Here is a 13,921-nt window from a genome sequence, read left to right as displayed (position 1 = left end):
TTTAGCTCACTCCATAGAGAGGGATGACGCGGCTTGGATCATAGAGTTCGGCGACGGCGCGTTCCGGCACAGTGTTTAAGACGCTCCCATGCCGGGTCACGAACCGACTGCCTTCGATCGACGCGCAGTGAAAGTCAGTGCGCAGAAATCGCGAGCCGGAAAAGTCGCTGCCATCGACCACGGCGTGGTGCATCAGCGCGTAGGACATATCGGCGCCGGCAAACGAGGCGCACCTGGCTGATGCACGTGTGAAAACGGCTGTTCCCAATTGAGTGCCGGAAAGATCGCAGCCGTCGAGGCGCGCTTCTACGAAGATGCATTGCCTCAAATCGGCATTGCGCAGCCTGGCGGCTTGCAGGTCAGCCCTGACGAACAGTGTGTTCGGGGCGGTCGCGCCGGAGAGATCGGCACCCACGAGGCTCGCGCCCGTCAACACGGAACCGGACAGGTCTGTTCCGGACAGGTTTGCGCCTCGCAGCTTGGCACCGCTCAGATTCGCTCGCGCGAGCATCAGCCCGGAGAGATCCCGCTCCGACAGATCGCATTCGGAGAAATGGATCGTGTCGCAGCGCAGTCCCGTGAGCTGTGCACTACGCAAATCGGCCTGCGTTATGGCGGCGTTCCTCAGCGTGGCGTTGTCGAGCACGACATTGGCGAGGTCACAATCCATGAGAGCGCTTTGAGAGAGAGTGGCCTTGCTCAGGATCGTCCGGGCCAACACGCAACGCATCGCTGTCGTCTGGCTGAGCCGCGTCTCGCCGAAGTCGCTATGGCTGAAATCTGATGTCATGAACGTCGACTGGGTCAAGCGCGCCCGCCGCCAGTCGGATCCGCCAGCGTGGCAATCGACAAATATGCATTTGTCAAGGTAAGCATCGGCGAAGGAAGCGCCGCTGAAATCGCAGTCCTGAAACGTCATGCCGGTCAGGCGGGCATGCGTGAACTGGCTGCCGCGAAAAGAGGAACTCAGCACCACGCCATCGTTCAGGCGTAGTCCAGATAGCGTCTCGCCATCGAGGTTAGCTTTGCGTACGGGGAACTGATGGTCGATCGACTGCAATATAAGATCAATTGACATGGCGCGTGACCATCAGGACGGTGCGGTCGATATTTGCGTTGCTCAAATCGGTCGCGACCAAGGAAGCATCCATCAGGTCTGCACCATAGAGATTTGCATGGCGCAGGCTGGCGCCGGCCAGGTTGGCCTGGTTGAGATGCGCCTCGAGCAGGTTGGCCGCATAGAAGTCGCTGCCGCGCAGATCGTTGGCGGTGAAGACCGCGCGTTTCAGCGAGGTCATTCGGAAGGTGGCGCGCGCCAGCGTCGACTTGCCGAAATAGGCACCGTTCAGTCGAGCCATGGTGAAGTCGGCGCCACTGAGGTCGACCGTCTGAAAGGAGAGCGCCTCGGCGCTGCTGCGGCCGAACCGGGCGTCGCGCAGATCGACATCGCCGATGAAGCTGACTTGGTCAAATCGCGCGCTCGAGAGATCGAGTAGGGCCGCTGTCACCTTGAGAAAACAGGTTTGCTCAAGTCGCGCGCCAGCAAAGCTCGCACAAGATAGCGAGAGATCCATGAATTGTCCGCGCTCGAGGACGGCGTTCCCCCAATCCGTGTTATCGAGCGCGGCTTCGATGAAGGAGCATTCACGGATTTGCGCAGAGCGGAGGGTCGCCCCGATCATCGGTACCCGCAAAACCTGGAGCTCGCCAAGATGCGCTTGGTCGAAGCATGCGCCCACCATGCGCGCGCCGAGAAGATTGGTGCGCACAAGCTGGCTGCCCGCGAAACGTGTTCCACGGCAGTCGGCTTCACCGAGATTGGCTTCGGTGAGATCGGTCGCGCTTAAATCAGCGTTGATGAGCGTTGCGCCGGTCAGCGCGGCTTTCATCAGTTTCGCACCGGCCAGGTTGGTTCCGTTCAGCTTCGCGCCTTCAAGGAAGGCGCCGGAGAAGTCCGCGTTCGCGAACCTTCGCCCGGAGAGGTCGGCGCCGGCGAGATCCCGACCAGCAACCAGGCTGCCGCGTCGGAACTCCTCTTCCACCAGATCGCCCAGCGCGCGTGCGACAGCCGGCGCCAGCATCGCGTCAGGCTTGAGCGGCTTGGGTGAGGCGAGCCTTACCGCGGCCGTGCCGGCTGCCAACTGACCTTCCGCTCTGTCGATCTCGGTCCGTAGGACGGTCACCGCTTTCGTAGTTTCTGTCTTCGCTGCGGCGATCCCTGCTCCGGGCTCGTCACTGTTTGCCCCTTGATGGGGTGCACTCAAAGCCTCAAACGGCGCGCGATCATCGGACAGTGACGCAGGAAGGACCCTTCTGAGCGCCTCTTCAGCATCGGTGAGTGCCGTACGCGCTCGTTGGGCGGCGTCAGGCGGTGGATCGGAGGCGTCGATCTGCGCCAGTATCTCGTCAATGGTCAGGCGCGGCGGCGCCTCTGGCGTGGCGCTCCGCGATTTTTCCGGCAGGTCCGGCTCTGGGATATCGGGAAGCAAAAAGGCGTCGTCCGATATCGCGTTGCGTATCGGCTCGAGCGGCCGTCCCGCCGCCAAGTCAAAGAAGCGAGCATGCGCAAGTTCGAATTGTTTTTGCTCGTCGAGCGGTTGCGTTGCCGTCCCAAGGACATCGCCGCGCCAGTCTTTCGCCCGAGCAAACTTGTCTTCGATATCCTTTATGAGGCCCGGATCAGTATCCGGCAACTCAGGGAATGGCGAGGCGTGCTCAAAGCTTGCGTCCATCGACTGCGCGGCGTCCGTGGACGAGATTGCGGCAAGCAAGGCGTCGATATCGCTCGGTGCGGCGTTTCCGCTAGCAACCTTTTCATAGGCTGCACGTATCGGTCGATATTGGGCGTCAAGCCTGTCGACGTCGGATTCTGCCTTTGCCTGGACCGTCTCCAACGCGTCGAGGATCTCGGACAATTCGATCTCGCCGCTCTCGAGTTCCTCCGGCAACAATTCGGGAATGCTCGATGGTTCGACTGACGGTATCTCGATCGTCGGACGCAGCGAAGGCGGGAGCTCAATGCGTGCGAACTCCTGATCGAGCGCCCAGTGCATGGAGGCCAGCTGTCGCGCTCTGCGCTGTTCGGCCAGATGCCGACGCCGAGCCGTGCGACGTTCGCGTTCGGCAGCCGAAATCTCAGGGGCAAGTTGATGTTCCGAAAACGCATAGCGTGGGGCGCTCGCCGGGTCGAGCCGCAGCCGCCGGACATTCAGATAATGATCGAACGGCCGCGCCGGCTCGCCTTGTTGCTCGTAAGCGACGATAATGTCGCCAACGTCGCTGCCGTCCAATTCCTGCACGGCAATCGCGGTGCGATAGATCATGACGCCGCGGCGGGCTCCCGCGAACAGCCACAGGGTGTCGATGTGCGTCTGCAGTTCCGTGACGCCACGCATCACATCGCGCCAGCCGATGAAGCAGCGCACGCGAAAGGTCGGCAGACGGCCTTCGATCAACGGATGCTCGGCGGAGAAGTTCTGCAGCGCGTAGGATTCTCCGCCGCAGATGAAGCCGCTCAAGCGCTGGTCTGGTGGAGCGAACAGAAAAAGCCGCGGATCGGCATCGCTCGCCAGAGCGGGGGCAACTGATTGCAGCCACGTGGCATCATAGGTTCCCGCGTACTGTAGGCGCTCATTGCTATCAAGCGCCATTGGTCCGAAGGTTGCGGGCGGTGCGATCGCGTCGATGAACTGAATAGCATGCTCGGGGCGTTCTATATTGGGTAGGGCCACCAGCTCGCCGGCCATGCTGCGCCGGAGAGCCTCATGGCCTGCGCCGACCCGGTTCGCTGCGTAGCCGGGCCCGCCAAACGCGCGTTGGCGCGTGAGCGGCATTTGCTGGAATGGTTGCACTTCTGTCGGTCGCCAGCCGGAGGTGGTCGTCTGCCAATAGCGGTCGCCCGTCACCAGAAGGTGCTTCTGGATCGGTCCGAGTGTCCAGCCCAACATCATGCGCTCGGTCGGCCGTCCCTCAGGCGCCGCCGCATGTCCGCTGATGAGCAGCTCGGCTTGCGGCTTGGGCATGCCGATGTCGAGAGGGGTGCCGGGCGGAAGCTCCTTCGCGGCCATCACCCAAAGCTCCTGCTCGCCCAGCAGACGATCGGCGCCCGGGTTGGCGAGGTCGAACATCGCGAAGACCGAAATGATGAGGCTCGCCCCTGGACGACGACGCTCGCATTTGGTCAACAGACCCAGTGTGCGGGGCTTTACAAGAACGGGCATGAAGCCTGCCGTGACGATTTTGGTTTTTTACCAATATTTCTCGAGCGTGACGGACTTTCGGTCTCAACATCCAAACGCGTCTTTGTGTCACATACCAAGTGAGGTAGGCAGCCATCCAGCTCCGCGTTGCATAAATAGTCGTTCCGTACCGTGGCGACGGTTTGATGGTCGAGGTAGCCGCGATTTGCTACTGCGGAATCATCGGCCCGCAAGGCCGCTCGAGCGGCCAGATAGAAGACCAGGGTGCGGCTGGCCGAAAAGTACAGGCCGTTCTGTCTGCAGAAAACCGGTGCTTCGTTGGCTTGCGAAGGCCGCCTTCGCGCGACGAAGCCGTTGGCGCACTCGGCGTCGGAATGAGCACCTTCGCCTTGTGGCAGCGAGGGCCTACGCCCGTTATTCGAAGCTGCGCGCCCGCATGAAATCGTCGAAGGGGGGCGGGCGTCAGGCCGTAAAAGTCAGCGATCAGGCGTGGCAAATTGATCGAAGGCCCGGCAAACGCAGATCAGACGGGAAAGGATGACTTGTGAATCTCGTCGTCGTCTCGAACCGGGTTGCCGGCAGCAACGCCCTTGAACCAAGGACAGGCGGGCTTGAGGCCGCGCTGGTTCCCGTGGTGCAACAATCCGGCGCAATTTGGGTGGGGCCGAGGCGCCCGTCGGAGGCTGAACCGCTCGTCGTGGCGCTCGGCGGAGGCAAGCTCGTGAGGGTGGATCTGCCTGCCGAGGATTATCGCCGCTATTATGAGGGCTTTTCGAATTCGGAACTATGGCCGGCGTTACATTCGCTGACAGAGCGGGTCTCCTCCTCGGCCGGCGATTATAATAGCTATCGCAAAATCAACGGCCTCATGGCCCACGCGCTGATCGAGTATAAAGACAGGGACGCGTTCTGGGTACATGATTATCATTTCCTCACGCTCGGCGCCGAGCTGCGTGATCTGGGCGTCGACCGACCGATCGGTTTCTTCCTGCACACGCCATGGCCGGCGCCCGACGTGCAGCTGGTACCGCATCATCGCGAACTGACCGAGTCGATGCTTGCGTATGATTTGCTAGGCTTTCAGACCGACGAGGACCGGCAGAATTTCCTTGCCTGCGTCCGTGCCGATCTCGACCTCACACCCAGCGAAGACGGTGTTGTGACTTCACGCCGTGGTGGCGTTACAAGATGCCAAGTATTTCCGATCAGCATAGATACAGACAAATTTGCACAATATGCAGCAGACGCGAGTTCGAATGCCGATGTCTCGTCGCTATTGGAAGGTCTCGATCGTGAGAAGCTTGCCATCGGCGTTGACCGACTCGACTACACCAAGGGTCTCGACAATCGCGTTCGGGCTATCGATCACGTTTTGAACAAAGAGCCGCGTAGCATCTCGCTTTTGCAGATCGCGACCGTCTCACGATCAGGCATCACGAGCTACGATGACTATCAGCACGATGTCGCGGCTCTTGTCGAGGACGTCAACGAGCGCCATGGCGCGGACGGCTGGATGCCGATCCGTCACGAAACGAAGCCTCAGAGTCAGGCAGTGCTTGCCGGCCTCTACCGCGCTGCACGTGTCGGCTTGGTAACATCGTTGCGTGACGGGATGAATCTCGTAGCGCTAGAATATGTTGCCGCGCAAGACCCCAGCAATCCCGGCGTGCTCGTTTTGTCGAAATATGTCGGCGCGGCCAAGGAACTCGACGGGGCGCGGCTCATCGAGCCCAACGACATCGAAGACATAGCAGACAAGATTTCGATCGCATTTTCAATGTCACTACCCGAGCGCATCTGCCGCTGGAAGAAGATGATCGCGAAGCTTCGAGCGTATCCCATCCAGAAGTGGTCGGCGCACTTTATCTCCGAGTTGGAGAAGATTCGGACCGAGAAACTCGGAAGACAGAGCCCGCGGGATGTGGGAGAGTCCAGCAGTTCGAAACGAGAGGTCGAGGCGAAATTGGCCGGAGGCGCAAGCCATTTTGACCTGCCGCGGCACTTGTCATGCCCAGCATTCGGTGTGCGGGCTAGGATATTAGATGAGGATTTCACCCACATCGTAGACTCGGGCTGGAACCACGGTCCTCAAGCGGCTCCAGACATTGTGCTCGGCGCGCTGAATAGCGTAGATGCCTTCCCGAGGCCGTACCAGCCCACAACAGATATTTACATCCACGGTCATCCCTACATGGCACAGTTGGCTGCAGGGATGGGGGAGGTGACCCCCAACAATCCGCTGGGCGTCAAAGTTATTCTCATACCTCGACTTAAGGGCGGCTGAACGTGCGTCGTGGCTTGTAATTGGCACCTCTTGCTTGAACGGTCGACATCAAAGGTCTTCGGTCATCCGATGTCGTCCTATCGGCCGTCGCCTGCTAGAGGTCCGAGCCGATCGCAAAGGCGCTTCACGCTGCCGGGCTGGTCTGAGTGCTTTCGAGCGAAGTCGGTACCGGTTCGCGTGAAGAAAACGCGCCAGAACAAAAATCCAGGGTTCCGCCCCGATTCAACCGGAACGAAAAAAACGCGAGATTATTTTGACCGTGCGCTAGGGATTGCAACGCCCCTCATCGAGGAGGCTGTACGTCCCTCGTTCCCGGTGCCTGGGCTTCCGGCGTGGTCCTGTTGCTCTGTCCGTCTTCTCCGTTGCTCTTGTTACCCGGGGCAAAGGTGCCATAGCTGGCAACAGGAATGGCGGCGCGATCGCCATTACTCGTCATGACAGATCGATTGTCCAGCAAGTCGAGCGGATCGTTGACCATGACTGCCAGATTGTTTCTGGTCGAGCAGCCTAGCGTCGGGTCGAACGAATTATCGTTTACTGCAGGCCCGACGATGGAAAGCGACGGACAGACTGGAGGGTGGGCTTCAAAGGTGATCGCCTCGGTCCTCACCCCGAAACGGGTGGGTAGATCGAGCGGGGAGGCGGACAGGCGGATGTTATAGGGGGCAACGCCCATGGCGCGGGCCTCGTGGGCCACCTGTGCGATGAGCTGGGGTGAGCCGGTGACATCGACATGGAGTGCATCCCGCCGGCCGCCACTAGCACTCGCAATGAAATTCCGCAGCCGATGCCTTTCGGAGCCACGAAGGGTTTGTAGGAACAGGACACTGCTCTTCTGCTCCACCTGAATCGCTTGTTCAGCCGGTCCGGAATGGATCGAAGCTCTGTTTGCGCACCCGCCTAATGTTGCCGCCATAACGATCAAATGGCACAGATGTCGCAAGGTCATTTGACGATCCTCATTCGATGATAAAGCCGGCGCTGCCCGTCAATCCTGGAGCGCTGGTGCGGGGCGCATCGCGGTCTTTTGGCGGCCGCGCCAGTGTGTTCGTCAAAATGCGGCCCGCGTCCGAGGGCGGTGCGATGCGGTCGCTCGGCGCACTCATCCGGCTCGGGTTCGATCCCGGCCGCACAATGTAAGGCGTGACAATAATGACCAGCTCGGTTTCGCGCTTTTGGAACGATGAGGAGCGAAACAGCGCGCCGAGGATCGGCACGTCGCCGAGCCAGGGAAACTCGCCAATGTCGTTGTTGAAGTTGCGCCTGATCAGTCCGCCGATCGCAAAGCTCTGACCGCTGGTGAGTTCGACCACAGTGCTGGCCCGCCGCGTCGAGAGGGCAGGGACTTCCATGCCATTGATCTTGACTTGGCCTTCGCTCGACAGTTCGCTGACTTCGGGCTTCACACGGACATTGATCTGATTATTGTTGAGAACCGTCGGGACGAACTCGAGGCTCACGCCGAACTGGCGGAATTGGACCGAAACCTGGCGATTATCCTGCATCACAGGAATGGGGAATTCGCCGCCGGCCAGGAAACTCGCGGACTCGCCGGACATCGCCGTCAGATTCGGCTCAGCCAGGATCGAGGCGAGGTGCTCACTGGCGAGCGCGTCGAGAACAGCGCTCAGGTTGGTATTGCCCGCGCTGAGCCCGATACCGATCGTGCCGCCGCCATTCGCCGCGGCGGATCCGCCATCCTTGCCGCTGATAAGGAAAGCGCCGTTCGGGCTAGAAGCAGTGAAGTGGATATTGAGATCCTTGACGGCGCTGCGGGAGACTTCAGCCACCCGCACGCTGAGATTCACCTGCAGCGAGCCGGCCACCCGGATCTTGTTGACGACCAGCGCCCCCGTCCCGAGAAACTGCTCGGTGACCTTCTTGGCAGTCTCGACGACCTCAGCATTGGGCGCCGTACCGCTCAAGATTGCGCCGCGCGGGGTATAGCTGACCTGGATCGGATAGTCGCCGACCTCGGCTCGAAGCGTGGCTCGCAGGTCCTCAATCGGCTGTGTGACGACGACGCGCAACTCGGCGAGAGCCTCGCCGTTTTCGTTCAGGGCAAAGAGGCTGGTCCGTCCGGATTTCTTGCCAAACACGAAGATCGTCGTGTTCGACGGCGCCTGATAATCCGCAATCGTCGGGTCGGCAACAAAGATGCTCGCGGCCGGGGCGGTCAGATGAACTGTCTTGCCCTGTGAGGAAGTAAGGTTCAGCGTGCCGGAGGTACTGCCGGGCGCGCTACGCGGCGGTTCTCCTTTGCCATCCCGCTTGATCTGGGCTGCCGCAGCAAGGGGAAATAGCAGAGCAAGTCCGCACAGGACGTAGCAGAGGCGAGGCAAAACGGCAGAGCGCGGCGCCCCAGCGACCATCGACGGCTCGTCAGCGCCGGCAGCATTGTTAACGACCTTCAAGGGATGTTGCTGTCAAGTTCGATTTAGTTAGTTAGGCAGCCGACGCTGCGCCAATGAGTTCAAGGGTGTAACCGACGCCGCGCGCGGTCTTGATCCTGAGCGTCGCACCCGACTGGCTCAAATGCGTGCGCAAGCGATAGATCCCGACTTCCAACGCATTGGTCGAGACCTCGTCGTCGAACGCATAAAGGCTATCCTCCAGGGATGCGCGCGGCACGGTGCGGCCGGCACGGTTGAGCAAATGTTCAAGAATGCACACTTCGCGGCGGGCAATCCTCAGTATCCGACCGCCGACCGCGACTTGCCTCGCGATCGGGTCGAAATGCAGGTTGCCGAATGTCACGACCGGCGCCGTCATTTGCGTCGACCGCCGCAGAATGGCTCGCATGCGCGCGATGAGTTCTTCGGTCGACACAGGTTTGGGGAGGAAATCATCCGCACCCGCATTGAAAATCGCAATCCGCCGGCCGAGATCGTTGAGACTGCTCATCATCATAGCCGGCATTGAACGTTCCTCGCGCCGCAGCTGCTTCAGCCAGTCCAGGTCGTCTCCATCGGGCAGAACCAATTCGAGCAAAAGAATGTGGTAGTGCGCGCAATCCAGCGCGGCCGCCGCCTCATCCAGCGTGCGTGCCACGTCGACCGCGAACCCGCAATTGAGCAGCGCTTCCTTCACAGCACGCGCAAAGTCCGCATGATGATCAACCAGGAGAATTCGCATTTCATCGCCTCTCGTCTATCCACGCCAAGACCTTAAGCGCGGCACGGTTGACCAAGAGGTTCGACGAAACTGACAGGCGCCCGCTTTGGCGTGAGCGCCAAAGTCCGGTAGCGAGGAGGCAGAGCATGGTGGCGGGCGATCAATCCCAGTGAGTCCCCTGTCACCGGATTGGAGAGTGCGATGGCCTGCCGGGGACCGCATGCGTCGTCGGCGATGCCGAGCAGGCCCCTTGTGCCGGGAAGAAGTCCGAAATCATTCACGAGGCCGAAAGCCGTAGCAGCAGGTTGACGCATCTGCGCGTCGATCGCAGCCGTGTTTGCACGTACTGAGCAGCAGCCCTCAGTTTTGATAGCGCTGGACCGCGCAATCGAAACCCAAGCGCACGAGCGAGCGGATGGATTTGTGGCTGAATAGCCCAGCGAAACCGACATTGGGAACTCCCCACTTTGCCCCAGTCCCGCGGTCAGTCCTGCTATGCTGTCGAGCCTGTGGCGTCGCCAAGTCACGACAAAGCGAGTTGTTCCGCGCGAAAGACAGTTTCACGCTATGCATCTGGAGGATGTCTCCAGAGCCGCGTTGCGCGACGAAACGATCGATGCGCCTCCCGGCTACGGAAAAAGCCTTTCCCTAGCCGGTGATGGACATGCAGGACGCCAACGCTCCCAACGTTCGGTCGCCTCCGATGCGTGATCCCATCGAAAGCAGCCAGCGAGGGACGGATAGGACCGCCGCATTTCGGGGCGATGGCGCATCTGGCTGACGTCGTTACGCCAGTTGCATCTCTTCACTTGGGATGAACGACGGCAAAATGATCGCAACTCGAATTTGGACTTCCGTGGTGCGCGGAAAGGGCGAGGTAAACAGAACCCGACTTCTACGCGACTGCTAAATCTTGCTCCGGCTGCAACAGGGGTGGCGCTGGTTCGTCTGTCCTGCACATAGGCGGTGCGGAGAACACGTTGCCGACAGGAGTGATCGACCCGCGTGATGAAGCGGAGCGGTGCGGCGCTAAGTTTGAAAGACGTTTGCAATTCTTGCTACCTGTCAGGAGGTGTTCGCGCGAGCAGGGGTTCTGTGTCGCGAGGCTATCGGAAATCCTACAATCTGACGTTAGGTGAGATTCAAGTGTCTTTAACAGTTCGTTACGAGCACCCTCCAACTTGCGCGCGTCCTGAAGCGACGACGACACAGTCTGGACACGGTCATAGCCTTGAGAATCGCGGTCGGTCTCGCTTTCTCCAACGTCGTGAGCATTTCGTCTGTCCAAATCCTATGAGGTGCAGCTTGAGCCGCGCCGATGGTGTGAGTCAGTCGTTCCTGCTAGGCTTTAAGGTAAGCCATAACGCGCGTAAGCATGCGATTGCCTAATTGCCTCACATGAGGCGATTGGCAGGCAGACTATGGCTGGCCGCGAGATGCGTTGATCTGACGCGTGGGACTTAACGTCGTGGATGCAGACACGCGATTGCCCAAGTCCAATTGATCGGCAGGGGACGGAAGAGAGAATCGATTGTCACACCACATTTTGAATGCTGCATCCAAAAACCGCGACGGACTATGGGGGCTTCAGGCAAGATCGGCAAAATCAATTGTTTTAATGGAACGCATTCAAGCGGCGGATAGGCGTAGCGCGTTACGCCGCTTGCCATGCCATGGCTGATGCGGCTTTTATCGCGTCCGGCGGTCTTCTGGTCGAACGCGCGTCCAGCATCTGGTCGAGCCAGCCATAAGTGGAGGCGCGGCTTTCAACGGCTCACGTCACCGAGCTCAGTGGCGAATGTGACCGCGACGATTGGATCGATGTCGGGCAATACCCGAAAAAACTCGAATGAGTACCGCCAAGGAACGACTTGGAAGAGAGGAGCGAGTGGGCTCCAGGTGTCGGATCCGCTCTCAGGATGTCGGCGCCGATTGAGCCGTCTGATGGCAGCTCGATGCTCAGGCTGCTCAAGCTATTGTTCCTGAAGCCTGCGCGCATCCTCCAACTCGTCCCTAAGGGTAGGTGCCTTGATGATTGAGCGTGAAGACACCCACTGCGATAGGGCGAGCTCAGCAGGTATCTAATCAGCGCCATCGCGCTTGTACGGATTTGCGTCGCTGGCCGTCCGGTAGTCGTCGAGGTTGCCGCCTAGAAACAATCGTTCGGTCTCTCGGGTTGGCGTTCTGCCCAACGAGCACATCAGATCCACATCCGCATCAATGTTGTCCTGGTCCTCAACGTTCATTCCGAGCCCGATACTGCTCAGCACGTCGTCGGGCGTCCAGACCGCGGACTTAGGGACGGTGTAGGTGTGCAGCGTGTTCGCATTGTTGGCGATCGCTCGCGCCCAGTGGTCGCGCGAAATAGCCAGTTTCGAGGGATCCTCAACCAACGACACGAAAGGAGATGCTGCTGTCTTGCCGCGCATATGCCATCCGGCCTGGCGCGCCCGGTCCATGGGATATCGCTCCAGAGGATATCCAACGGAAGAATGATCCCACGCCGTGTTACGGACATGCGATATTGCGCTCGTGTTGTCTTCCGTGCGCGGCTTGCAATCATTGTCCTGATTCTGAAAGCGCCGCAGTGTGACATATGACGACCCCACTACGTCGTCGAAGACGCGGTCCCGATCGACGCTGTCATCGGGAACTGCGGTCGCTGGCGACCAACGTGCTGATTGCTGCTCGGCGAGGTCGATCTCGTTTCTGAGCGCATCAAGCGTGGCACCTGTCAGCGTTGCGGCAAGTTGAGCGCGCGCGCTGACAAATGATGTGGCTGGATAGCGACCGGTTTCCGGGGCCATCTCGTTCGGTGCAGACGAAGACGTGGCGGTCCTGGAATTTGCTGCAAAGGAGACTGAATCCGACGTTGGGTAGACCGAATCCAAGTCACCTTGATCCAGGTCATCTAGCTGCTGCTCAAAGCTTGCTTGATCCTCGGACGTGTGTGCCGGAGCGTTGGTCTGTGCGCTCAGCTCGTCTGGCTGCCGGTCCACCCGGTGCGGCTGCTGCAGGACGTCGTGAACCTCAAAGGGAGTGTCTGCGACATTCCGTTGATCAACATTCATTTCTCTCTTCCCTAGAGTACCGGCTGTTGGCGTAGATTGTTGCAGGTGCAGCTGTCGAGAAGCTGACGGACCAGGTAGGAAGCCAGTAGCCGTTTGAGGGTTGCCGGATGAATTCAGTTCAGTGAGGCGAGCGGTCAGCCAGACGGAAGCCGCGCGAAGCGATGGATCAAAAGTCGGCGCTGCTTTGTGCCATCTGGCATTTCTGTTTCGACGAGGCCGAGATCGGGTGCCTTGACTGAGCTTTTGCGGCCCGCCGCGTCAGGTTCGCTCCGCCACCTCATTGCGGGCCTGGTCATCTGGGTGGCAGAGAGTCCTTGCCAGGTATCAACGTGGACAAGCTGGCAGTTGCGGCGGGTCGAAGTGTTCTTGAAGAAATCGTCCGCTTAACACATGTGAGAACCGCATCCTCTCGATCATATCGGCCTCCGTTGGATTAGCGCGACCGGTTGCCTTTTGTGGTTTCTAAGTGGTTGCCGCTCGATCAAATCGTTCTAGCGATGTCGCACGAGGCTAGGCCACTTTCAAACCTGACCTACGAGGTTGTGACGTCGGAATAACCGCCACAACGACTTGCGCCTGGTTGCGACAAGTTGTTTTTGTCGCAGGCGCGAGCGCGCTTGATGTCTGGAATCCGCCAAACGGCTTGTGAGCACGACGTCTTGCAAAGCGCGACCTGTGGTACTTATCGAGGGAAGAGCATATGAAGTTTTCTCGCAAAGGGCTGGCGATTCTGTTGTCCTTGCTTTCGGCCGCAAGCGTGAGCACGATGGCGAGGGCCGATGAGCCCTCGCCGAAATACACCGAGGTGCTTAATGCCCTGCAGACCGGCAAGAATGTGAAGACATGAGCCGCTGTACCACCGCGGAGGGTGGCAAGCCCGCGTCGGCGACGCAGGCCGGTCTGGTCATCAATGCCTTCAGGGTGACTCCCCAGAACGGCATCAACTTCACCAATGCGCACCAAACGGTGGACAGCTCCGGACATGCCGTGACCGAGTACATCCGCCATAGCCTCAGCCGCGAAGGCAAGCTCACGGTGCGGGCCCCGAAGCTTGTCGTCGGGACCACCGTACTCGTGAACCAGGGCGAATTCATCTGCGAACTGCCGGATGGCGCAAAGTTCATCTGGTAAACCAAGAGCACAGCGCAGGGGGATGCGCTTCGAAACCTTGATGCTTTAACCGCGTGGACATCTTCGCAAGTCATGACACGGATAGTCTCGATCGTAAGGGACGGCCAGATTGTTTCTGGCCG

The 13,921-nt window shown here is 59.8% G+C and carries 9 protein-coding genes; 3 read left to right on the top strand and 6 right to left on the bottom strand.

Going from position 1 to position 13,921, the window contains the following annotated elements; translation table 11 throughout:
* Nucleotide 1 precedes the first annotated feature (1 nt).
* Together AC5ZG5_RS36935 and AC5ZG5_RS36930 are read right to left on the bottom strand one after the other, a co-directional pair.
* The gene (locus tag AC5ZG5_RS36935; RefSeq protein ID WP_496165507.1) at nt 2–1,078 is read right to left on the bottom strand and encodes a pentapeptide repeat-containing protein; all 1,077 of its coding nucleotides are present in this window, start codon (nt 1,076–1,078) and stop codon (nt 2–4) included.
* On the bottom strand, nt 1,068–4,220 hold the full coding sequence (locus AC5ZG5_RS36930; protein ID WP_456645763.1) for a DUF2169 family type VI secretion system accessory protein: 3,153 nt from the start codon (nt 4,218–4,220) through the stop codon (nt 1,068–1,070). Before AC5ZG5_RS36930 ends, AC5ZG5_RS36935 begins: the two co-directional genes overlap by 11 nt.
* 523 nt (nt 4,221–4,743) lie before the next feature.
* On the opposite strand from AC5ZG5_RS36930, the gene AC5ZG5_RS36925 reads away from it, so the two are divergent.
* Nucleotides 4,744–6,483, top strand: a complete 1,740-nt coding sequence (locus AC5ZG5_RS36925) for an alpha,alpha-trehalose-phosphate synthase (UDP-forming) (RefSeq protein ID WP_456645764.1) — start codon at nt 4,744–4,746, stop codon at nt 6,481–6,483.
* Between the two features lie 283 nt (nt 6,484–6,766).
* Here the strand turns inward: AC5ZG5_RS36925 and AC5ZG5_RS36920 are convergent, their stop codons facing one another.
* The 4 genes from AC5ZG5_RS36920 to AC5ZG5_RS36905 all read right to left on the bottom strand — a co-directional run bounded on the left by AC5ZG5_RS36920 (nt 6,767) and on the right by AC5ZG5_RS36905 (nt 12,668).
* Nucleotides 6,767–7,432 carry a CpaD family pilus assembly lipoprotein gene (locus AC5ZG5_RS36920; RefSeq protein WP_456645765.1) on the bottom strand — a complete coding sequence of 222 codons (666 nt, stop codon included), beginning with the start codon at nt 7,430–7,432 and terminating at the stop codon, nt 6,767–6,769.
* Nucleotides 7,433–7,442: 10 nt separating this feature from the next.
* Entirely contained in the window at nt 7,443–8,897 is a 1,455-nt protein-coding gene (locus tag AC5ZG5_RS36915; protein WP_456645766.1) for a type II and III secretion system protein family protein, read from the bottom strand.
* A gap of 31 nt (nt 8,898–8,928) precedes the next feature.
* Nucleotides 8,929–9,618: a response regulator gene (locus tag AC5ZG5_RS36910; protein ID WP_456645767.1), complete on the bottom strand. Its 690-nt coding sequence runs from the start codon at nt 9,616–9,618 to the stop codon at nt 8,929–8,931.
* 2,060 nt (nt 9,619–11,678) lie between these two features.
* Complete coding sequence (locus AC5ZG5_RS36905; RefSeq protein ID WP_456645768.1) at nt 11,679–12,668, bottom strand: hypothetical protein; 990 nt, start codon at nt 12,666–12,668, stop codon at nt 11,679–11,681.
* A 700-nt stretch (nt 12,669–13,368) separates the two neighbouring features.
* On the opposite strand from AC5ZG5_RS36905, the gene AC5ZG5_RS36900 reads away from it, so the two are divergent.
* Both AC5ZG5_RS36900 and AC5ZG5_RS36895 read left to right on the top strand, forming a co-directional pair.
* Nucleotides 13,369–13,515, top strand: a complete 147-nt coding sequence (locus tag AC5ZG5_RS36900; protein ID WP_456645769.1) for a hypothetical protein — start codon at nt 13,369–13,371, stop codon at nt 13,513–13,515.
* Nucleotides 13,512–13,799 carry a VirK family protein gene (locus AC5ZG5_RS36895; RefSeq protein ID WP_456645770.1) on the top strand — a complete coding sequence of 96 codons (288 nt, stop codon included), beginning with the start codon at nt 13,512–13,514 and terminating at the stop codon, nt 13,797–13,799. Before AC5ZG5_RS36900 ends, AC5ZG5_RS36895 begins: the two co-directional genes overlap by 4 nt.
* The last annotated feature ends 122 nt before the right edge of the window (nt 13,800–13,921 follow it).

The organism is Bradyrhizobium sp. Ses1, from assembly GCF_059512365.1.
Note: the sequence above shows the minus strand (reverse complement) of the source record. Positions and strands in the feature narration are given on the sequence as shown.